This is a genomic window from Solibacillus isronensis, from assembly GCF_900168685.1.
Classification (GTDB): domain Bacteria; phylum Bacillota; class Bacilli; order Bacillales_A; family Planococcaceae; genus Solibacillus; species Solibacillus isronensis_A.
Map to the genome: position 1 here is coordinate 13,842 of NZ_FVZN01000010.1, position 22,546 is coordinate 36,387.

The window sequence follows — 22,546 nt, forward strand, 5'->3', positions numbered from 1 at the left end:
CCAATTTTCTGAAGATTAAAAGTATTTGAAAATATGATATTATAACATCTACTAATTTACAACATTATCGTAAAAAAATGTAATTTTAAATATACATAAAAAAAGTGACCATGTTGATTTATTTCAACATAGTCACTTAAATTTAATCTAATTTTTGTACTTGGAATAAGTTATAATATGCTCCTTGTTGCTCCATTAGTCGTTGATGTGTGCCGGATTCTACAACTTCTCCATGTTCGATAACGAAAATGTTATCAGCATGAGTAATTGTAGACAGGCGGTGAGCAATAATGATCGTCGTCCGTTCATGTGCTAAACGGTCGAGCGAGTCTTGAATTAGTGCTTCACTTTCCAGGTCGAGTGCAGAAGTCGCCTCATCCAATACTAGAATTGGCGGATTTTTTAGAAATACTCGTGCAATTGCTACACGCTGCTTCTGCCCGCCTGAAAGTTTAACACCACGTTCTCCTACTTTCGTGTCATAGCCTTCCGGTAGACCCATAATAAAGTCATGGGCATTCGCCGCTTTGGCAGCAGCAACGATTTCCTCATCTGTCGCATGCGGATTTCCCATTAAAATATTCTGTTTCACTGAATCACTAAACAAAATATTATCCTGCAATACTATCCCTATTTGTGAGCGTAATGATTCAATCGTTACATCTTTAACGTTTTGATCATCTATTTTTACCGCTCCCTCCGTTACATCATAGAAGCGCGGGATTAAGCTGACGATTGTCGATTTCCCCCCGCCGCTCATACCTACGAAAGCAACAGTTTGTCCAGGTTCAATTGTGAAGTCCACTTCATTTAAAATTGTGTTGCCACCTTTATCATACTTGAATGTAACTCGATCAAATTGAAGCTTCCCTTTTGCTGCGGGTAACACCATCGCGTTAGCCTTATTTTGAACTTCATATTTCTCATCCATCAGTTCAAACATGCGGTCCATTGAGGCAATTGACTGAGTCAATGTTGTCGACGAGCTCACTAATCGGCGAAGCGGTCCATACAGGCGTTCAATATAAGCATAGAATGCAACAAGTACACCGATAGATAAATCCCCTTGTAAATATTGATAACCTGCATAACCAATCACGATCAGCGGCGCCATATCCGTAATGGTATTAACGACAGCAAAAGATTTGGCATTCCAGCGTGAATGGTCCAGCGCTTTATTAAGAAACTCTCCATTCGTTTCATCGAAAATCTTCTGCTCGTGCTTTTCCAATGTAAAACTTTTAATGATGCTCATACCGGCTACACGCTCATGTAAATAACTTTGAACGCCTGCCAAAGCCTGTGACCGTTCCTTCGTTAAGCTGCGAAGTCTTCCGAAGAAATACTTTACACTAAATGCATAAAACGGCAGTGCAATAAGCGATACAAGTGTCAACTTAACATCCATTGCAAACATAACACCGATTACGATTAAAATCGTCGCTAAATCGAGCCATAAGTTCATCAATCCGGTCATAACAAAGTTTTTTGTTTGCTCAACATCATTGATGACTCGTGAAATTACTTCTCCGGCCCGCGTATTCGCATAATACTTTAAGCTTAACTTTTGTAAGTGGCCATACAATTCTTTACGTATATCAAACAAAATATTGTTACTCAAGTTTTGCGCAAAGTATTGGCGGTAATATTCAATTGGTGGTCGAATAACAAAAAACAATACGAGTGCAATTCCGATCCAAGTAAATAATTGGCTTGTTTTTTCTTCTGTAGACATACCATCATTTAATAATATATCATCGATAATTATTTGCAGGAGCCATGGTAAAAATAACGGAATCGCAAATTTAAGTATGCCGATTACGATTGTTAAGAATAAAAGCAGTTTATACGGCTTGACGAACCGCATATAACGTTTAATACTATCCAATGCAAAAAACACTTCCCCTCAGAAATTTTGCAACAGCAATTATCATAACATAATTCCCCATTAAACATTTACACATGTACTTTACCCAAAAGAAAAACACAAGCAACCTAAAAAAGTTACTTGTGTCTCCTCTACTCTTTATTTGCTTCAATTTCACTTAATAAAATATACCGATTTGTCCACGACTCTATGAAGTCCGGAGCGAATGGTCCACGGCGTTGTTCAATCCAGCTAACCAATGTTTTAACATTCCGCTGTAAAATTTTATCTATGACTTCAGGGTAGTTCATTTCCAACCTATGCTGCTCATACTCATCTTCATCCAATAATGCATGACTCATATCAGGAAACACTTTTACATCCAAATCATAGTCAATATATTTTAAGCAGTTGTTATCAAACACAAACGGAGAACTGATGTTGCAATAGTAATACACCCCGTCATCCCGCAACATACAAATAATATTGAACCAATGCTCTGCATGAAAGTAACAAATCGAGGGCTCACGTGTCAGCCAGGTGCGACCATCTGATTCAGTAACAAGTGTTTTTTCATTTGCACCGATAATAATATTTTTTGTTGCTTTCAATACCATCGTTTCTTGCCAGACACGGTGGATATTACCATTGTGCTTATAACTATGTATTTGGATTTTTTCTCCTTCAACCGGTAATGCCATCATAAAGCCCACCTTTTCGTCTTAGCTAAAAATTCTAGCAGTCTTTATTGTATTATAACAATGCTTTGGCAAAACTTGTAGTTCGAATGCAATTATTTTCAATTTTGCGTGAAAATTATTGCGAATCCTTAATAGTTGCACATATTAAAACAAAGTATCAATAAGTTTAGCTTCTTTCTATGATTTCCCCGCTAATCCTTTTTAAAACAAAAAAGATGCTCTGAAAGTTTGCACTTTCAGAACATCTTTCTGCACTTCATTAGAAGTTGTTTTTGTTACGCTTCGCGAATTGTGCGTTACGCTGCTCTTGTTCGCGTTGCTGTTTTTGGTTTTGTTGTTGAACTTCATTGAAGTTTTCGTCTTGACCGAATTCTTCAAGGTTGTTGTTTTGTCGGTTGTTTTGACTATTATTTTGTTTTTGATTTTGGTTTTGGTTTTGCTGGTTGAACTCGTTGAAGTTTAGTTCTTGACCAAACTCTTCAAAGTTGTTCTGTTGGTTGTTACGTTGGTTTTGGTTTTGTTGATTATTACGGTTTTGCTGATTATTACGGTTTTGGTTTTGTTCATTGCGACTCATCTTTTGTCACCTCCATGACCTTTATTGTGGTCCGGTGATAAAAGAATTATGCATTGATTTTCCCCCAGATTTTTAACATCGGCACAGGCATTGGTAAATTGGCAATTTGCTCCTTTGTAAAGAAAGCCGTATTTTCCGGATTTTCATTCACTTCAAGTGCATCAACTAAATAGCTGTCAATATGCCATTTCAAATGAGAAAACACATGTTTAAAACTTAAAATTGGTTCTTTAAAATTGGGCTCCAAAGTTACGTTATATTGTTTTTCCAAGTTGGTTAAACTATTTTCATCTGCATGTCGTTCAATCATGATAAATTGCCACATATTTGCGAGCAGACCATCTGCCGGACGCTTCTCCATTAAATAGCGACCTTCTTTATCACGAATAATATAAACATCATATTCCATATTTTTTGTTTTCAGCTTTTTGGATTTAACCGGTAAGCTAGATGGGTCGCCTTCATGGAATGCTGTGCAATAATCACGCACTGGACATAATAAGCATTTTGGTGAAGTCGGTGTACAAATCAACGCACCAAGCTCCATCAGTCCTTGATTAAACGCAGATGTATTTTCAGGGTCAATCAGCTCCGTAACAGCTTGTTCAAAAATTTTCTTTGTTTTCGGTAAAGCGATATCTGCATCAATATTTAATACACGACTTAGTACACGCATAACATTTCCATCTACAGCATGCTCCGGCTTTCCGTAAGCAATACTTAATATTGCACCTGCTGTATAAGGTCCAACACCTTTTAGCTTTGAAATGTCGACGCGGTTATCCGGTACTTTTCCGCCGTAAACTTCGACTACTTCCCGAACACCTGCTTGTAAATTACGGACACGGGAATAATACCCTAGGCCTTCCCACATTTTAAGCAGCTCTTCTTCCGGTGAATAGGCTAAGCTTTCCGCTGTCGGGTATTTTTCTATAAAACGGTTGTAGTATGGGATGACTGTATCAACTCTTGTTTGCTGCAGCATTACTTCAGAAACCCATATTTGATACGGTTCTTTCGTACGACGCCATGGCAAATCTCGTTGTTCTTCCAAAAACCATTGCACTAAAGCCTGGCGAAATTGTTTTGTATATGGATAGTTCACATTGTCCTCCAAAAATTCGATTTTATTTCCTTCAAAAAGGGTATATTATAATGTGGATACTATTGCTAAATTTTTCCGTTCTCGAACGGTGTTAAGATCGAGGGGTTGATACATTTGGATTCAGGCACACATTTCGTCATGGGGATTGCTATTGGAGGCCTAGCACTTGTAGACCCGACTGTCGCAAGTCATTCCATGACCTTTACGGCTGTAATGGCTGGAACGATTATCGGACAACAGGCACCAGATATTGATACGGTTTTAAAACTTCGTAATAATGCGGTTTATATACGCCATCACCGAGGGATTACACATTCAATACCTGCCGTTTTACTATGGCCTCTATTAATAACAGGTGTACTCGCTCTTGTTTTACCTGATGTCCATCTATTCAATGTTTGGCTATGGACACAGATCGCCGTATTTTTACATGTGTTTGTAGATATTTTCAATGCATACGGCACACAAGCATTGCGCCCATTTTCTAAAAAGTGGGTTGCACTCGGTGTTATAAATACATTTGATCCATTTATATTTACGATGCACTGTATCGGTATTTTACTTTGGTTATTAGGGACTGAACCCGTTCTTACATTTACGGTCATGTACATCATTATTTTCTTCTATTATATTTTACGTTTTGCTCTTCAAAAGGCGGTTAAAACTGCTGTCCATCATGAACTGCAGGACGAAGAATTTGTAATTGTTGCTCCAACAATGCGCTTTTTCCATTGGAAAGTCGCTGCTAAATCCAAAACGCACTTTTATGTTGGCCGTGCCTATCGCAGATCCGTCAATATTTACGATAAGTTCGAAATCGAGCCTATCCCAAAGACGGAGCTCGTTGAAAAAGCGATAAAAGATCCAAACTTAGATGCCTTTTTATCGTTTTCACCACTTTACCGGTGGGAAATTTCTGAGCTTGAAAGCGGCGTAACAGAACTACGTTTAATCGATTTACGCTACCGCAGTAACGATCGCTATCCTTTCGTTGCAGTCGCCCATTTAGATGACGAGCTTAACATTGTCAATTCTTATACCGGCTGGATTTTCACAGAAGAAAAATTACAGAAACGACTGCAAATAGGAGCCGGTAATGACTAAATAAAAAGACGGAAAACCACCAGCCACAACTGGTGGTTTTATGTTGCAATCAGCATTGAAGCTACAATTGCCTAATGGTTTTAATTCAATGTATCATCACTGTCATTTAAAAGTTGCGCATATTTCGGATTTTGTGCCGCAAATAAATGAAGCTTATCCCCATAACTTTCAATTAACTGGCTTACTAATTTAGCCGTATATTCCGCGCCGCGATAATCTGCACCGGCCTTGGCAGATGTCGACTCGAAATCGCTGCATAATAATTCCACCCATGTACGGGCACGACCTGCCGGTAATTTAGGATTTTTCACTAATAATTGTTCCGTTAATTTTTGATATAATTCTTCCATGCTACTTCCCTTCTTTCATTGGACGTAATATAGAAACTGGTAATGCTTCTTCAAAACGTTCCGATCCTAATCGGTGTCCCCATGCAAAACGACCTTTTAAATAATCTACCTGGAAAAACTCACCTGGCGATCCGTTCAGACGATAGATTTCACCCGGAATAATTGTTGAAAGATCAACTAAATACGCCTCTGCCATTAATGCTTTACGCTCATATACAGCATACTCATTCACAATTCCCAATTGCTCTGCTTTTCTTGCTCGTTCACGTAAATTTGCAATTTCCTGACGCAATTCCTGTTCAGACATTGAACTATATGTTAATTCATTCATTATGTTGTTGCTCCTTCTGTTCTATATATTCATTAATTTTCTCTATTGGAAAGCCCTTTTGATAAAGTGCCTGTTTAACTTTTTGCCGAAGCTCAGACCCTGTTAATTTGGATGCATATTTGCGCCAAATTTTATCACCTTGAGCTTCTATTAACTCGGACCATTCATCTTCATCGCGGTCTAATGTAATCTGGTCGAGTATTTCTTTAACAATCTCATAGGAATAACCTTTACGCAACAGCACATCCTGGATTTTCTGCTTCACTTGTGCCGGCGTTCTGTTTTTATTGGAACGCACGGCTTTTTCTGCTAATTCCATTGCTAGCTTTAACTGTTCATCATGTTCAAATGTCGCCAATACCTTCTGCTGCAAATTTTTATCAATTCCTTTTTGCATCAGGTCTTGGCGAATTGCTGCCGGTCCTTTTTTTGTCGTACGCTTTCTCGTTTCAAGCAGTGCTTTTGAATAACTTTCATCATTTAAAAAGCCTAAGCCCGTTAATTTATGAATAGCTTCCTGTACAACTGCCTCCCCATGCCCTGCTTTCAGGAGTTTAGTTTTCACTTCATGTTCACTGCGCATTTGGAAGCTTAAAAAGTTAAGCGCTTTGTTGAACGCTTTTGCAATTTCATCTTCATATTGTATTTCATCTATTTCCATCTGCTCAAGTACTTTGCCTTTTTGCAGACCGAACTTAATAAGTGTGCCTTCATCTACGGCAAAAGCATATTTTTCGTTCAAGTATATATTGTAGCGCTCTTGATTGTTTTTTTGACGACCAATTTTTGTAATGATTTGAACTTGCACCGTGTACACCTCACAATAACAATGTACATTCTAGTATACATCTTTTTACTTATAGTTTCATGGAACGGTATACTGATATGAACAAAAAGAAATAAAGGCGGTGTTTGTTATAAAAGTTGCAATTGCAGGCGGTACAGGAATGGTTGGCAGGAGATTGAGTAAGCTATTACTTGAACAAGGTCACGAAGTCATAGTTTTAACGCGGGGAGAGCAGCAAACTGAAAATAACATCCACTATGTGCAATGGTTAAACGACGACTCGACACCGGAGCGCTATGTTGAAAATACGGATGCATTCGTAAATTTAGCTGGTGTCTCGCTAAATGAGGGACGATGGACAGATGAACAAAAACAAAAAATCCTATCAAGCCGTTTGGAATCTACCGAGGAAATCATCCGTATTATACAAAGCGTGAAGTACAAACCGAAAGTACTCATTAATGCGAGTGCTGTTGGTATTTATCCTGTTTCCGAAACAGCTGTTTATACGGAACAAGCGACCGAAAAAGCAGCTGATTTTTTAGGAAGCGTTGTTGCCCAGTGGGAAGAAAAAGCAATGCAGGCTCACCAATTAGGTATCCGCACTTGTTTAACCCGTTTTGGCGTTATTTTGGAAAAAGGTGAAGGAGCACTGCCGATGATGGTACTTCCTTATAAGCTTGGTATTGGCGGTACAATCGGATCAGGCAAACAGTGGCTTAGCTGGATTCATGTAGAAGATGTGGCACGTGCTATTCTTTTTGCAATTGAGAACAATTCATTATCGGGGCCGATTAATTTTACAACACCAAATGTAAAACGTATGAAGCAATTCGGGTATTCAATTAGTAAATCACTAAAGCGTCCACATTGGTTCCCGGTACCAAGCATCGCTTTGAAGCTTGCTCTTGGCGAGAAGAGTATGCTCGTACTGGAAGGTCAGCATGTCGTACCCGAAAAATTATTAAATGCAAATTTCGAATTTAAGTTTGTTTCTGTAGAAGATGCAATTCGTGATCTATATGAATAAAACAATGCTTTTCACGCAACCTACCTTGTAAAAGGAGGTTGCTTTTTCATTGAAAAAACATATTTTAGGGATTAGCTTCGTGTTAGTCGCCACATTTATTTCCTTTATATCTGTGTCTGTTGCAAAAGCCGAGGAATTTCATTGGGGCTTCAAGCCAAGCCGAAATGGCGCACCTGTTGAAATAGGGGAACCGCTTGAGTCTATGTTAAGTAAATACGGTGCCATTTATAAGGGTAATGAAGAAAAGAAAATTGTTTACTTAACATTCGATAACGGCTACGAAAACGGCTATACCGAAAGTATTTTAAATACTTTGCGGGAAGAAAAAGCTCCAGCCACTTTCTTCTTGACCGGTCATTATTTAACTAGCGCGACCGATTTAGTAAAAACGATGGTCAAGGATGGCCATATTATCGGAAATCACTCTTATGGACATCCAAATATGGCGCGTTTGACCCCTGATGGAATGAAGAAGGAATGGAAACAGTTCGATGATAAGTTAAATGAACTGACTGGTGTCAAACGGACTTATTATGCTCGGCCGCCAGAAGGTATCTTTAATGAAGAAGTTCTGAAAGTCGGAAATGAAGCGGGCTATCGCCATATGTTCTGGTCGATCGCTTTTAAAGACTGGCTAAAAGATGAACGACGCGGCGCAAAATATGCTTATGATGCATTGATGAACCAGCTTCATCCAGGCGCCATTATTTTAATGCATACAGTAGCGCAGGATAATGCCGAAGCGTTACCGCAATTTATAAAAGATGCAAAGGCACAAGGTTACACATTCGGCTCATTGGATGATTTGGTGCTTGAATACGAAAACATTTCCCCGTATTAGAAAAGTAGCGTTCCTTTCTTTTCATTGTACTTTCCGTTATACTGTAATGATGAAGAAAAGGAAGTGACTCGCACTAAATTTTGGTGCGAGTTACTCTATTTAAAGGACGTGTAAACTTGAGTGAACTAAAAATGGAAGTCGGGCAAAAGTTCCCGTTAACGATAAAACGCCTTGGCATTAATGGTGAAGGTGTCGGTTTTTATAAACGTAATGTCGTATTCGTAAAAGGTGCGATCCCTGGAGAAGAAGTAACAGTAAAATTAACAAAAGTATCACCGAAATTCGCTGAAGCAGAAATTTTGGCAATACGTAAAGCAAGCGAATTCCGTCAAGAAGCACCTTGTCCTGTATATTCTGAGTGTGGTGGTTGTCAATTACAGCATATGACTTATGACGCGCAGTTAATGAATAAGCGTGATATCGTCGTACAAGCATTCGAAAAATACGCTAAAGAAATCGGACAAACTGTTGAAATCCGCCCAACAATCGGAATGGATAATCCTTGGCATTACCGCAACAAATCTCAGTTCCAAGTACGCAAAGAAGGCAAGCGTGTATATGCAGGTCTATTTGCAGAAGGAACAAATCAGCTTTTAAATATTAATGACTGTCTTGTACAGCATCCTGTTACTTCAAAAATTACAGTTGCTACTCGTAAAATATTACAAAAGCTAAATATCCCGATTTATGATGGGAAAACATTAAACGGATTAGTTCGTACAATTGTTGTTCGTACTGGTATGCGTTCTGGCGAAACACAAGTATGTCTTGTTACAACACGCCGCGAACTTCCGCATAAAGAAGAATTGATTGAACGTATTAAAAAGATTGATCCTTCAATCGTTTCTATTACACAAAACGTCAACCGCGAGAAAACATCATTAATATTTGGTCCAGATACTTATATTTTAGATGGTAAAGACGCGATTCATGAAAAGCTGGGCGAATTTGCATTTGATTTATCGACACGTGCATTTTTCCAGCTTAACCCTGAACAGACAGTACATTTATACAATGAAATTAAAAAAGCTGCGGCACTGACAGGAAAAGAAAATGTTGTCGATGCATACTGTGGTGTTGGTACTATCGGTATGTGGCTTGCAGAAGGTGCTCGCGAAGTACGTGGTATGGATAATGTCGATGAAGCAATTGCTGATGCGAAGTACAATGCCCGTACAAACGATAACCTGCAGCATGTACGTTTCTTCCCAGGCTCTGCAGATAAATGGCTGTTCCGCTGGTCAAAAGAAGATTACCGTCCGGATGTCATTTGTGTGGATCCGCCTCGTACAGGTTTGGAGCCAGGCTTTATTAGAACTGTATTAAAAATCAAACCAAAGCGCTTTGTCTACACATCTTGTAACCCATCAACACTAGCACGTGATCTAAAAGAATTATCAAAGGCTTACAACGTTGAATATATTCAACCAGTCGACATGTTCCCGCAAACAGCACAGGTTGAATGTGTTGTGAAACTGACTTTAAAAAAATAGTAAAACTACACTTAAAGAGCAGCATTTATCTCTGTGAGATAAATGCTGCTTTTCTATACATAAATTGAGTTCAAATCCGGGGACGCTTTCCAGGGGCGTGAGGCCAACAGGATGTTGGTCACAAAAGCGTTGCCACAGGACGTGGTGTTCTTAGCTTTTGTTCCTAGTCTCAGGCTTACGCTAATCCCCTAGGAGTCGCCCCTCCATTCCAATCAATTTAAAAATTCTTTTATAAAATTTTTCCAAGTTTAATTCTATTTTGGTAAAAACTTGCAAATATGATTCAATTGACGCAATATTAAATTAAATATATTCTGGAGGGATCAATTTGGGAAGAATCATTCATTTTGAAATTCATGTAGATGATATGGAACGAGCGAAAAATTTCTATCAAGCTGTTTTTGAATGGAGGTTTGAGGATTATAGTGAATATGCAGGCATGCCGTATTTTGGAGCCATTACTGGCGACGATCAATATCCAGGTATTAATGGTGCTTTAATGCAACGTCAAGGCCCTTCTCCTTCAGAAGGACAGAGTGTTAATTCCGCAGTATGTACTTTAGGCGTAAGCGATTACGATGCAACCGAAGCAAAAATTTTAGCAAATGGCGGCAAAGTAGCATTGCCTAAATATGCATTGCCAGGTATGGCTTGGCAAGGTTATTTCATCGATACCGAAAATAATATTTTTGGTCTTCACCAACCAGATTCGGAAGCAAAATAACATGAAAGCGACGAACCTTTTAAATAGGTTACGTCGCTTTTTTAGTAAATCATTTTAAGAGAACCTCCCCCACTTCTTTACTTTCATGTAAAATAGAAATCGCCAGGAGGTATTAATTATGAAAAACTTTCTATTTGTAGTGATCACTTTTATTATTTCTTATTGGGCAATTGCATCTTTTGCAGGCCTCATCTTCCCAAGCAATGATGAAAATTCAGCTACTTCAGCAAGCTCACTTCAAGCTGCTGTGACATTTGGTGGTGTAAACTATTTAAATGTGTTCATCTACATAATTTTAGCAATGATTATTACAGCAATAGTCTTCTTTTCAGTAAAAAGCAGACGTTCCAATTAAGTGAACGTCCGCTTTTTTATATAGCTATTTTTTTCGATTTACCGAAAAATTGAATCATAACTGCTACAGTCAAAAGCATGAGCGAAATAACAAATAAAAACCCGTTACTCGGAAAAATTTCCAAATATAATCCGCCTAAAAGTGGACCTGTCAAACTGCCTAAACTGAAGAAAATACCACAAAGCAAGTTCCCTGTCGGCAACAGCTCTTTCGGAGTCAAATCGGTCATATATGTGATACCGAGCGAGAACATCGAACCTACACACATACCTGCTAAAAAGAATACTGCCGCTACAAACAATTCGGAGTGCTCGAAGAAATTTCCTATTAAGAAAAAGATGCTTCCGGCAAGCAATCCTGAAACAATGACTTTATGGCGACCAATTTTATCGCCTAATGCACCAAGCGGAAACTGCATAACAATCGCACCGATTGAAAATCCAGCCAAAATAACGGATACATAAGCTACGTCAAAATCTTTTCGTAACGCGTATACCGGGAATAAAGCATTTAAGGACGACTCTAAAAATCCATAAACAAACGGCGGTAAAAAGGCTATCCAGCCGTACTTTATAGCAAGACTATAACGCTTGAAACCCGACTCATTTGCGTCTCCTGCCAACGCTTCCGGTTTTTCGTTTTTCACGAAGAAGATTAAAGACCATGCCAATAAACATAAGGCCGATGAAATAATAAACGGAAAGCTTTCCGAAATTTTAATTAACGGGACAAACAATGGGCCGACAGCAAAGCCTACACCGAAAGATATGCCGTATATGGACATGCTTTTACCAAGTTTATGTGTAGCTGTTGTTGAAGTAATCCAAGTTTGTGTCGAAAAATGCAGTGCATGATCCCCAATACCGATTAACAGACGGAGAACAAACCAAAACATAACACTTTTCCATAATGGAAATAAAAACAGTGACATGAAAACGAGTGCCCCACCTAATAAAATAATAGGTTTATAACCGTATTTACGTAATGGCTGCTCGATAAATGGCGAGATCAATAATGTACCTATGTATAAACCTGTTGCATTCAAACCATTGAGCGTCGAGGATACACCATCCCCTTCAAAAATCACTGAAATTAGAGGTAAAAGCATTCCTTGCGAAAATCCTGAAATTGATACAATAATAACTAAAATAGCAAATCTGCGTTGTTCATAACTCATTTCAATTTTTCTCCCTTAGTTCATACAAATTATCGTATCACAGCTTTTGGGAGAAATAAAAGCAAACTCAAAAACCCTAGCTAACTTTATCTCTAAAAGTTAACTAGGGTTTTAAATATCACTATAATCCATTTCTGCTTTGCGTAAACAGTCGTATCGGCAATTAGCCGTAAATGTTTAAACTTCCTCCTTTTCCTGAGTTTGTCTATACATGTTTTTTCCGACCATCTCCTTCATATTTAAGTATGAATTTACTTTATCATAACACTTCAATAATGTAAATATTCAAAATTAACAGAATGTTAAAATAATTAACAAGTACTATACAATTTCCTATTTTTTAAAGTTAATTTAATAGATTGGTCCGGTATATACTACAAGTTGTTGTTTAACTTTTAGAAAAGGGCGTAGTATAATATTAATAAGTCAATGCAAAAGGAGCATCATAAATTATGAAGCCAATTACAAACAAAGAACAACAAGTAACATATTTAAAAGAACGTCTGGAAATTTTCCTAGAGGTGCTTGATGCAATCGATCCTGAAACGACGGAAATTGAAGATATTGATCGCTTAATTCAAATGATGGATGATTTAGAAGAAAAAATGGACCAATTCCAATCTCGCGAAGAAAAATAGCAAATTCAGCAATGCCTGTACATTAGGTATTGCTTTTTTTGTTCTTTTGACTAGTTCTGCTATTATTCGCTGTTTTTTCTTTTAATCTGACAACATTCATGTAAGCGCTCTTTTTTTTCCACTTTAAAAGAGTTATAATGTAAGATGGATTATTAAGAAGAACATCACATTTATTTCTTTGTGAAAGTTTTGTTCTAACTTATATCAAGCTTTTCACTGATCAAAATACACATATTTTTCTGGGGGGAAAAATAAGATGGCATACTTAGAAACTTTAGAAAAAAGTCTTTATTCTTTAGTAACTGAAACATCTACTAACTTACCAAAAGACGTTCGTCGTGCTATTAAAGCTGCAAAAGAAGCAGAAAATGCTGGTACACGTGCAGCGATGTCTTTAGACACAATCACTACAAATATTGTAATGGCAGAAGATAATGTATCTCCAATTTGTCAAGATACAGGTCTACCAACATTTAAAGTATATACTCCGGTTGGCGTAAACCAAATTGAAATTAAAAAAGCAATCCAAACTGCAATTGCTGCAGCTACAGGTGACGCAAAATTACGTCCAAACTCAGTTGATTCATTAACGGGTAAAAACTCTGGAACAAACATTGGTGCTGGCCTTCCAGTAGTTAAGTTTGAACAGTGGGAAAATGACTATATTACAGTTAAGCTTATTTTAAAAGGCGGCGGCTGTGAAAACAAAAATATCCAATATTCTTTACCTACAGAATTAGAAGGTTTAGGACGCGCTGGTCGTGACTTAGACGGTATCCGTAAATGTATTTTACATTCTGTATGGCAAGCACAAGGACAAGGCTGTTCTGCTGGTTTCATCGGTGTTGGTATCGGTGGTGACCGCTCTTCAGGTTACGATCTTGCAAAAGAGCAGTTATTCCGTCACGTTGATGATGTGAATCCAATCGAAGACTTAGCAAAACTAGAAAAGTATATTGTAGAAAAATCAAATACATTCGGTGTTGGTACAATGGGCTTCGGTGGTGAAGCGACATTACTAGGTTGTAAAATCGGTGTAATGGACCGTTTACCAGCTTCATTCTTCGTATCTGTAGCTTACAACTGTTGGGCTTACCGTCGTATGGCAATCGATATCGATCCGGCGACTGGTGAAATCACAAACTGGCACTACCAAGAAGGTGAAAAAATCACTTTCCGCGATGAAGAAAAACAAGACAACTCTGACAACAAAGTAGTTGAATTAGTTGCTCCAATTACTGAAGAAAAAATTCGTTCACTTAAAGTTGGGGACGTAGTAAAAATTTCTGGCCGTATGTACACAGGTCGTGACGCAATCCACCACCACTTAATCGGTGAAGGTGTAGAAGCGCCAGTAGACTTAGATGGTCAAATTATTTACCACTGTGGTCCGGTAATGGCTAAAGACGAAGCAGGCAACTGGGTAGTTAAAGCTGCTGGTCCTACAACTTCAATTCGTGAGGAGCCATACCAAGGCGATATCATGAAAAAATTCGGTATCCGTGCTGTTATGGGTAAAGGCGGAATGGGACCAAAAACACTTAAAGCTTTAGAAGAACACGGTGGCGTTTACTTAAACGCAATCGGTGGTGCTGCTCAGTACTATGCAGACTGCATCAAATCAGTTGACGGTGTAGACTTAATGGAATTCGGTATTCCAGAAGCTATGTGGCATTTAACAGTAAAAGACTTTACTGCAGTTGTAACGATGGACTCTCATGGTAACTCATTACATGCTGATGTAGAGAAATCTTCTTTAGATAAACTAGCAATGCATGCAGAGCGTGTATTCTAATAGATAAGAAAAACGACTTCTACCGCAAAAGGTTGAAGTCGTTTTTTATTTCGTTTCAAATTACATATAATTCTAACTATTCTTTTTATTGGTATGCTATACTACTTTATTATATAAGGTATAGGTGGTGTTTTATGTTCTATATTAAGATATTGATCAATGCATTATTTATAGCTGCTCAAATACACGTGAGCACAAAATATCAGTATAAACGCAGTTTCCTTGTTGCTCTTTTGTATACGATTTATGTTAGTATCATTTTCCCTTATGTAACTTTGGGATACATATATCTATATCTTTCAGTAATGCTTTGGCTATTTTTCAGCGCAAGCTTTTTTATGCGGGATCGATTATTTGGTTAATAAAAAGCAGCACAGAAATTAATCTGTGCTGCTTTTAAATATTATTGAACTAATTGTTTATCAGCTGATTCATTGTAGATTGTTGTATCGAGCTCTTTTGTTGCACGGCTTGATACGACACCCGAAACCATTGACCCGCTTACATTAAGTGCTGTACGACCCATGTCGATTAACGGTTCTACCGAAATTAAAACACCCGCTAAAGCAATCGGTAAATCCATTGCAGATAATACGATAATGGCTGCGAATGTCGCACCACCACCTACACCTGCTACACCAAATGAACTAATCGCCACAATTAAAATTAATGTAGCGATAAAGCCAGGTGTTAACGGATCGATACCAACTGTCGGTGCAATCATTACGGCCAACATTGCCGGATATACACCCGCACAACCATTTTGCCCGATTGAAAGACCAAATGAGGCAGCAAAGTTGGCAATTCCATCAGGAACACCTAGACGCTTTGTTTGTGTTTGAATATTTAACGGTAATGCCCCTGCACTTGAACGTGAAGTAAAGGCAAACAGTAATACTTCTGCTGTCTTCTTCAAATAAGTTAATGGACTTAAACCTGTTAAAGCCACAATGATTAAATGCAGGATGAACATAGCGATCAATGCCACATAAGACGCCAGGATGAATTTACCTAAATCCATAATCGCCCCAAAATCACTCGTTGCTACTGTACGTGCCATAATGGCAGCTACACCATATGGAGTCAAACGTAAAATAATACGTACAACACCCATAATTAAACCGTAAAGTGCATCGACACCTTTTTTTACATTTGCCGCCGTTTCTTCTTCTTTTCGACGGAGCGTTAAATAACTAAATCCTAAAAATGCCGCAAAAATTACAACCCCAATTGTCGACGTTGCACGGGATCCTGTTAAATCTGCAAATGGATTCGCAGGAAACATTGATAAAATCTGTTCAGGTAAAGGTGTTACTTCCGCCGAACGTTCAACCAATGATTCTCCACGGGCTTTTTCGGCCTCGCCTTGCATAATTTGAGATGCATCTAAATCAAACAGAACTGTTGATGCAATACCTAAACCAGCTGCAACAGCAGTTGTGCCGATTAATACTGATAAAATGACTGCTGCTGACTTACCTAAGTTTTTACCAAATGTAACTTTTGTAAATGCCGCCAATATCGAGATGAATACTAAAGGCATTGCAATCATCTGCAGTAACTTTACATAGCCGGTTCCGACGATGTTATACCATGGAACAGTTTCATTAATGGCATCTGCTCCTGCCCCATACGAGAATTGTAAAACTACCCCAAGCAAAATACCTAATCCTAAGGCAATAAAAACACGATTTGAAAACTTAACATGCTTCGTTTTAAGGAAGTATAAAAAAGCAATGACGATTAACAGCAAAGCAATATTAAGCAATACGTAGAAATTCAAAGTAAACTCCTCCAATTTAATAAATGTACTCCATTATATTACTCTATAATCCTTATAAGTCAAGTTGGCATTATTTTTTTTAATTCTCTATTGTATGTTATTTACAAAATAAGTTACCTATATTATAATTATTCTAAATAAGAAATCATTCTAATCTAATTGAAATCCATTATCAGTCCTTATTAATATTAATAATCATTATCAAGGAGGTATTTATGAATAATTCTAATCGAGAAAACTTATCATTAAATGAGAAAATTCTAGAACATAAAGAATTAATTGCTGCTTTAGTATCCGGCTTTATCATTTTGCTCGCGTGGCGAATGGAATCAACAGAACAAACGACAGCTGCTGTAATAGCATATTTAACAGCATTTTTTATCGGTGGCTATGCAAAAGCAAAAGAAGGTATTGAAGATACTATTGAAGATAAGTCCTTAAATGTAGAAATTTTAATGATTATCGCTGCCATTGGATCTGCCATTATCGGTTACTGGATGGAAGGCGCTGTATTAATCTTTATATTTGCCTTAAGTGGTGCCCTTGAAACATATGCAATGAATAAAAATAATCGTGAAATCTCTTCATTAATGGAATTACAGCCAGAAGAAGCATGGCTTGTTCGAGGCGGGTTTGAACCGATTAAAGTTTCTGTAAAAGACTTGAAGATAAACGACCATATTCTAGTAAAGCCAGGCGAACGTATTCCAGCTGATGGCGAAATTTTTAAAGGTGTCTCAACAGTCGATGAGGCAGCGATTACCGGTGAATCAATGCCGATCACTAAAAATGTAGGGAATGAAGTTTTTGCAGGTACAGTAAATTTAAACAGTGTATTAACTGTAAAAGTAACTAAGCCCAGTTCCGAAACGTTATTCCAAAAAATCATTACACTTGTTCAATCTGCACATAGTGAAAAATCACCTTCACAACAGTTTATTGAACGCTTTGAAAGTGTGTATGTAAAAGCTGTATTATTGGCCGTAGCAGTTATGATGTTTTTACCGCACTATTTATTAGGGTGGGACTGGACGACAACACTGTACCGCGCAATGGTGTTACTAGTTGTTGCTTCTCCTTGTGCATTAGTTGCTTCTATTATGCCGGCTACCCTTTCCGCTATTTCCAACGGTGCAAGAAACGGGATACTTGTTAAAGGTGGTGTGCATTTAGAGCATTTAAGCGCTATTCGCGTATTGGCTGTTGATAAGACCGGGACATTAACACAAGGAACACCTGTTGTGACGGATTTTATTGTACGAGAGGATTTAGACAAACAGCAGACGTTAGCTTTAATAGCAGGGATCGAGGGACAATCAAACCACCCCCTTGCACAGGCCATTAACGCATTTGCTAAAAAGGAGAATGTCATTACTCCGCACAGTATTACCATTGAGGATATTCCTGGTTACGGGATGAAAGCGCAATTTAATGAACAGTCCTATTTAATCGGAAAACCTGACTTTGTAGGGGCAAATTTAGCAAATCAATTTGCTGATGGAGCACTCGAACAATTAGCGAATGAAGGAAAAACAGTTGTCTTTTTGAAAGATCATCAAGGCATTGCAGCGCTCATCGCCCTTAAAGATGTAGTTCGGGACGAGGCGAAAAAAGCGGTAGCTGCACTGCAAGAACTTGGGATTAACGTAGCCATGCTGACTGGTGACAATGAAACAACCGCAAAAGCGATTGCAAAAGAAGCCGGTGTTTCAACTTATGTAGCGGAGTGCTTGCCGGAAACGAAAGTCGAGTATATTAAGCAATATCAAAAAACATCCGGCCATGTCGGTATGGTCGGGGATGGCATTAATGATGCCCCTGCCATAGCTACTGCCTCCATCGGTATTGCAATGGGCGGCGGTACAGATGTAGCACTAGAGACAGCGGATGTCATTTTAATGAAAAACGACTTATCTAAAATCGCACATGCGGTTAAGCTTTCGCGAAAAATGCAGCGTATTGTAAAACAGAACATTATTTTTTCATTAACGGTTATTGCACTGCTGATTATTTCGAACTTTTTCCAAGCAATCAGCCTTCCTTTAGGCGTTATCGGTCATGAAGGCAGTACGATTTTAGTTATTTTAAATGGTTTACGTATGCTAAGTAAAAATGTTTAATACAGCAATAAAAAGGTGCATCCCATTAACAGGATGCACCTTTTGCTTTCTCTATTAAACTAGTACAAACCATAAAGCCATCGTTACGATAATTGTTGTTAATCCCATCAGCAATGTTGCCATCGTTTGCGCTTTATATGCATCCGTTACTTTCATTCCGCTGTATTGTGTAATTACCCAGAAGAAACTATCGTTTACATGGCTCACTGTCATAGAACCTGCCCCTGTTGCCATAACGACTAAAGCTAACGGTACTGCCCCTTCGATTCCTAAAGTCGGCAGCATCGGTGCGATTAAGGAAGATGTAATAACTAATGCTGCAGTTGACGAACCTTGCGCTGTTTTTAAAGCAGCGGCAATTAAAAACGGAATTAATAAAAATAATGCGCCTGTTGCCAATGCACCTAAATCCATTTCCTGCAGTTTATCACCGACGCCTGTATTTTTAATAACAGTACCAAATGCGCCACCAGCACCTGTGATTAATAAAATAGGCGCTGCTTCTTTTAATGCTTCACCAATCCAGTTTGATAATGTTTCTTCACTTAGTTCAGGCAATAGTAAAAATGCAGCAAATACCCCTAGTATAAGTGCAACTGTCGGCGAACCGAGGAATCTGAAGAACGTATTAATTCCCACTTCCGGGTCACCTACTAATGCAGCTACTGAACCTGCACCAATCAACACTATCGGCAACACAATCGGTAAGAACGATTTGAACGTAGAAGGCATTTTACCAAATGACTTAATAATTTCATCGTAATCTAATGCCGGTTCATCATCTGCCTCTACCCGAATTTTTGATGCTACTTTCGTCGCCCAAATATAGCCTACGATTGTTGCAGGAATAGCAACGATTAATCCGATTAAAATGATTGTGCCTAAATAATCTGCCGCGCCAATATTCCCTGCAGCCGCAATTGGTCCAGGAGTTGGCGGCACGAGTACGTGTGTTGCATATAAACCTGTAGCTAAAGCAACTGCCATTGAAGCAATTGTTACGCCTGCACGTTTAGCCAGCGCTTTCTTTAAACTCGTCAAAATAATATAGCCCGAATCGCAAAATACCGGAATGGATACAATGTAGCCAATGATCGACATCGCTAATTGCGGTCGTTTCGGTCCGATTACCCGCAATACGACTTCTGCCATACGATATGCAGCACCGGACTTTTCTAATATAATTCCAATAATCGTACCTGCTACAATGACGATACCGATACTCGTCATCAGTCCTCCAAAACCTGTGTTAATACTCTCTACAACTGTTAATAAAGGCATACCTGCTGCAATACCAACAAAGAATGAACTAATTAATAATGCAAGAAAAGGATGCAGCTTTAGTTTTGCCGTAGCAAAGACAATGAACAACACACCAATCAGAATAATTAGAAACAACATTTCTTCCCCACTCCTTTATATTAATCTTTTTATTAAATCCATAACCTTTTGATCCAAATAAAAGCTTGGATTACTCAATGATTGCTCCGCTGAAATTTCATCACTAACAATGCTCTCAACCTGATGAAAATAGGTTTTTAGCATATGAGAATTTTCGATCATTCCTGAAAGTAAAATGGTAGGAACACCTTGTTCTTTAGCCAGCTTAGCAACCCCTATAGGAGCTTTCCCGGAAAGTGTTTGTTCATCCGATTTCCCTTCCCCTGTTATGACAAAATCCGCATGTTCCAGATGATTTGAAAATTGCACTGCTTCCAGCACAATATCTACACCAGGCTTAAATTGGTGAGGGAAAAATGCCATAAATGCTGAGCCAATCCCGCCAGCCGCACCAGCTCCTGCACAATGACGAACTGTTACGTTTTGCTGCGACTCGATTACAGTAATATAATGATTTAAATTTTGATCAAATATATTAATATCATGCGGATCTACTCCTTTTTGGGGACCAAATACAGAAGTAGCTCCATTTAAACCTATTAACGGATTATCTACATCACAGGCAATCATGAATGTGCTCTCCGAGATTCGTGAATCAAAATTATTTATATCGATTTTCTCGAGTTCCTTAAATTGAAATACATCATTTAAAATTTCCTTACCATCTTTTGCAATGAACTTCATTCCAAGCGCTCTAAGCATCCCTTGGCCACCGTCATTTGTAGCGCTTCCCCCGATACCGATAATAAAGTGGCGATAACCTGCATCCATTGCATGTTGTATTAATTGACCCGTTCCATATGTTGTCGCAAAACGGGGGTTTTTTTCTTTTTCATTGATAAGCGTTAACCCTGAAGCTTGGGCCATCTCTATTACACAAGTTTTTCCGTCACCGAGTACTCCATATTTAGCTTCAATCAGTTTCCCTAGAGGATTTTGAACAGATGCTGTCAAATACTTACCTTTTGTTGCTTTGACTAATGCATCAAGTGTTCCTTCACCACCATCTGCTATCGGTAAACAAATTGTTTCAATGTTATTGTCCACCTTTTTAATCGCTTCCTTTATAACTGATGTAACCTCTCCGGAAGTCAATGTTCCTTTAAAGGAATCCGGGCTTATTATAATCTTCATTTGATTCCTCCCTCACATGAATAAAGCGCTTACAAAGATTATAGTGTTAAAATTCTGAATTTACTTTATACTTAGTGTATAATTTTTTTATAAATATTACTTTATTTTTATACGAGGTGTACAAATTGTTAACAATAAGGCTGGCAAATGAAATTGTAGAACAAACAATGTTACGGTTGAAGCGTAATGTAAATGTAATGAACATTGACGGTATTATATTAGCTTCCGGTGATAAGGAGCGGGTTGAAAAATTTCATGAAGGTGCAAAGTATGTGGCGGAAACGAAGAAAACACTCATAATATCAGATGACAATATACATGATTTTCCCCGAACAAAGCATGGAATAAATTTGCCGATCTTTTTCCAGGACGAAATCGTTTGTATTATTGGAATTACCGGTTTGGTCGATGAGGAGCTGCTAAATATTTCTTCATTAGTTCAGTTAACCGCAGAAGTTTTAGTACATCAGGCTCTTATTGAATCTAAAAGCGAGTGGCAGCGGAAAATGAGTGTACATATTTTTGAAGAACTGATTAGTGGCACATCCATAAATCGGGTTATAAAAGAACGGATAAATAAACTGTCCATTCCTTTTCTTGCCCCATATTGCATCATATTATTGAAGGCTGAACAAAAGACTGGTTCCCACCGGACACTTATTCAATATATCGAAGACTTCTTTTATAACAAACCCGTCATTTTTGGACATTTTCAGTTGGACGAATATTTTATTTTAACGACTGAAATGGATCAGCCTACTCTGACTAAATTAGTGGAAGCTTTTAATACATATATAAAAAGCAAATTCCGTATAAAAATTGCTGTCGGTGAACATGTCAAAGATCTCGAACGACTACCGCATTCCTATAAAACAGCACAGTTAGCCTTAAAGCATCACCACACCGTCTCAAAAGTAATTTACCATAAGGAAGTTGAAGTTTTTACATTATTTAATCCTGATGCGGCCCAACACTACAGTATAAAAACCTTGAACCGGCTTGATGATAAATTACTAATTACATTGCAATGCTTTTTTAATAATAACAAGTCAGCTTCAGCGACGGCCGATGAATTACAAATACATCGGCATACATTAGCTTACCGGCTATCACAAATTAGAGAGCAAACCGAATTAAACCCTAATGAATTTCACGATGCGTTAAAACTGCAAATCGCACTATGGCATCATGTAGGAATAAACGAATAAAAAAATGCCATTTCGATAAAAGAAA

The 22,546-nt window shown here is 38.2% G+C and carries 21 protein-coding genes; 10 read left to right on the forward strand and 11 right to left on the reverse strand.

All coding sequences use genetic code 11. From position 1 onward, the window contains the following. Nucleotides 1–142 precede the first annotated feature (142 nt). From B5473_RS03160 to mutY, 4 genes are all read right to left on the reverse strand, one after another. Nucleotides 143–1,867 (reverse strand): ABC transporter ATP-binding protein, encoded by a 1,725-nt coding sequence (locus B5473_RS03160; protein ID WP_176142008.1) that lies wholly within the window; start codon nucleotides 1,865–1,867, stop codon nucleotides 143–145. A gap of 152 nt (nucleotides 1,868–2,019) precedes the next feature. Then, the gene (ntdP, locus tag B5473_RS03165) at nucleotides 2,020–2,568 is read right to left on the reverse strand and encodes a nucleoside tri-diphosphate phosphatase (RefSeq protein WP_079523619.1); all 549 of its coding nucleotides are present in this window, start codon (nucleotides 2,566–2,568) and stop codon (nucleotides 2,020–2,022) included. A 259-nt stretch (nucleotides 2,569–2,827) separates the two neighbouring features. Beyond that, complete coding sequence (locus B5473_RS03170) at nucleotides 2,828–3,145, reverse strand: hypothetical protein (RefSeq protein WP_079523620.1); 318 nt, start codon at nucleotides 3,143–3,145, stop codon at nucleotides 2,828–2,830. A gap of 46 nt (nucleotides 3,146–3,191) precedes the next feature. Beyond that, nucleotides 3,192–4,250 carry an A/G-specific adenine glycosylase gene (gene mutY / locus B5473_RS03175; protein ID WP_079523621.1) on the reverse strand — a complete coding sequence of 353 codons (1,059 nt, stop codon included), beginning with the start codon at nucleotides 4,248–4,250 and terminating at the stop codon, nucleotides 3,192–3,194. A gap of 114 nt (nucleotides 4,251–4,364) precedes the next feature. Here mutY and B5473_RS03180 point away from each other — a divergent pair, with 114 nt between their 5' ends. Then, entirely contained in the window at nucleotides 4,365–5,354 is a 990-nt protein-coding gene (locus tag B5473_RS03180) for a metal-dependent hydrolase (protein ID WP_079523622.1), read from the forward strand. An 80-nt stretch (nucleotides 5,355–5,434) separates the two neighbouring features. On the opposite strand, the gene B5473_RS03185 is transcribed toward B5473_RS03180, so the two are convergent. From B5473_RS03185 to recX, 3 genes are read right to left on the reverse strand one after another with little or no spacing between them, the layout of a single operon-like run. Beyond that, nucleotides 5,435–5,704, reverse strand: coding sequence for a YfhJ family protein (locus B5473_RS03185; RefSeq protein WP_079523623.1), 270 nt, complete (start codon nucleotides 5,702–5,704; stop codon nucleotides 5,435–5,437). 1 nt (nucleotide 5,705) lies between these two features. Further along, on the reverse strand, nucleotides 5,706–6,035 hold the full coding sequence (locus tag B5473_RS03190) for a YfhH family protein (protein WP_079523624.1): 330 nt from the start codon (nucleotides 6,033–6,035) through the stop codon (nucleotides 5,706–5,708). Further along, nucleotides 6,028–6,843 carry a recombination regulator RecX gene (recX, locus tag B5473_RS03195; RefSeq protein ID WP_079523625.1) on the reverse strand — a complete coding sequence of 272 codons (816 nt, stop codon included), beginning with the start codon at nucleotides 6,841–6,843 and terminating at the stop codon, nucleotides 6,028–6,030. The genes B5473_RS03190 and recX overlap by 8 nt, the downstream gene beginning before the upstream one ends. Nucleotides 6,844–6,952: 109 nt before the next feature. On the opposite strand from recX, the gene B5473_RS03200 reads away from it, so the two are divergent. The 5 genes from B5473_RS03200 to B5473_RS03220 all read left to right on the forward strand — a co-directional run bounded on the left by B5473_RS03200 (nucleotide 6,953) and on the right by B5473_RS03220 (nucleotide 11,265). Continuing rightward, the gene (locus B5473_RS03200; RefSeq protein WP_079523780.1) at nucleotides 6,953–7,852 is read left to right on the forward strand and encodes a TIGR01777 family oxidoreductase; all 900 of its coding nucleotides are present in this window, start codon (nucleotides 6,953–6,955) and stop codon (nucleotides 7,850–7,852) included. Nucleotides 7,853–7,901: 49 nt separating this feature from the next. Then, complete coding sequence (locus tag B5473_RS03205) at nucleotides 7,902–8,693, forward strand: polysaccharide deacetylase family protein (RefSeq protein ID WP_079523626.1); 792 nt, start codon at nucleotides 7,902–7,904, stop codon at nucleotides 8,691–8,693. A gap of 131 nt (nucleotides 8,694–8,824) precedes the next feature. After that, nucleotides 8,825–10,186, forward strand: a complete 1,362-nt coding sequence (rlmD, locus tag B5473_RS03210; protein ID WP_079523781.1) for a 23S rRNA (uracil(1939)-C(5))-methyltransferase RlmD — start codon at nucleotides 8,825–8,827, stop codon at nucleotides 10,184–10,186. 328 nt (nucleotides 10,187–10,514) lie between these two features. Continuing rightward, on the forward strand, nucleotides 10,515–10,910 hold the full coding sequence (locus tag B5473_RS03215) for a VOC family protein (protein WP_079523627.1): 396 nt from the start codon (nucleotides 10,515–10,517) through the stop codon (nucleotides 10,908–10,910). 118 nt (nucleotides 10,911–11,028) lie between these two features. Beyond that, complete coding sequence (locus tag B5473_RS03220) at nucleotides 11,029–11,265, forward strand: carboxypeptidase (protein WP_079523628.1); 237 nt, start codon at nucleotides 11,029–11,031, stop codon at nucleotides 11,263–11,265. A gap of 16 nt (nucleotides 11,266–11,281) precedes the next feature. Here the strand turns inward: B5473_RS03220 and B5473_RS03225 are convergent, their stop codons facing one another. Next, nucleotides 11,282–12,442 (reverse strand): MFS transporter, encoded by a 1,161-nt coding sequence (locus tag B5473_RS03225; RefSeq protein ID WP_079523629.1) that lies wholly within the window; start codon nucleotides 12,440–12,442, stop codon nucleotides 11,282–11,284. A gap of 452 nt (nucleotides 12,443–12,894) precedes the next feature. Between B5473_RS03225 and B5473_RS03230 the strand changes: the two genes are divergently transcribed. Next, entirely contained in the window at nucleotides 12,895–13,080 is a 186-nt protein-coding gene (locus B5473_RS03230) for an SE1561 family protein (protein ID WP_079523630.1), read from the forward strand. Between the two features lie 256 nt (nucleotides 13,081–13,336). Next, complete coding sequence (locus B5473_RS03235; RefSeq protein WP_079523631.1) at nucleotides 13,337–14,875, forward strand: fumarate hydratase; 1,539 nt, start codon at nucleotides 13,337–13,339, stop codon at nucleotides 14,873–14,875. Between the two features lie 403 nt (nucleotides 14,876–15,278). Here B5473_RS03235 and B5473_RS03245 read toward each other — a convergent pair whose 3' ends face one another. Further along, complete coding sequence (locus B5473_RS03245) at nucleotides 15,279–16,658, reverse strand: L-cystine transporter (protein WP_079523633.1); 1,380 nt, start codon at nucleotides 16,656–16,658, stop codon at nucleotides 15,279–15,281. Between the two features lie 215 nt (nucleotides 16,659–16,873). On the opposite strand from B5473_RS03245, the gene B5473_RS03250 reads away from it, so the two are divergent. After that, nucleotides 16,874–18,778 (forward strand): heavy metal translocating P-type ATPase, encoded by a 1,905-nt coding sequence (locus tag B5473_RS03250; RefSeq protein ID WP_079523634.1) that lies wholly within the window; start codon nucleotides 16,874–16,876, stop codon nucleotides 18,776–18,778. 54 nt (nucleotides 18,779–18,832) lie between these two features. On the opposite strand, the gene B5473_RS03255 is transcribed toward B5473_RS03250, so the two are convergent. Both B5473_RS03255 and B5473_RS03260 read right to left on the reverse strand, forming a co-directional pair. Next, nucleotides 18,833–20,179, reverse strand: a complete 1,347-nt coding sequence (locus tag B5473_RS03255; RefSeq protein ID WP_079523635.1) for a GntP family permease — start codon at nucleotides 20,177–20,179, stop codon at nucleotides 18,833–18,835. Between the two features lie 15 nt (nucleotides 20,180–20,194). Continuing rightward, nucleotides 20,195–21,313, reverse strand: a complete 1,119-nt coding sequence (locus B5473_RS03260) for a glycerate kinase (RefSeq protein WP_079523636.1) — start codon at nucleotides 21,311–21,313, stop codon at nucleotides 20,195–20,197. Between the two features lie 116 nt (nucleotides 21,314–21,429). Here B5473_RS03260 and B5473_RS03265 point away from each other — a divergent pair, with 116 nt between their 5' ends. Beyond that, nucleotides 21,430–22,521: a CdaR family transcriptional regulator gene (locus tag B5473_RS03265; RefSeq protein WP_254865230.1), complete on the forward strand. Its 1,092-nt coding sequence runs from the start codon at nucleotides 21,430–21,432 to the stop codon at nucleotides 22,519–22,521. Nucleotides 22,522–22,546: the final 25 nt, after the last annotated feature.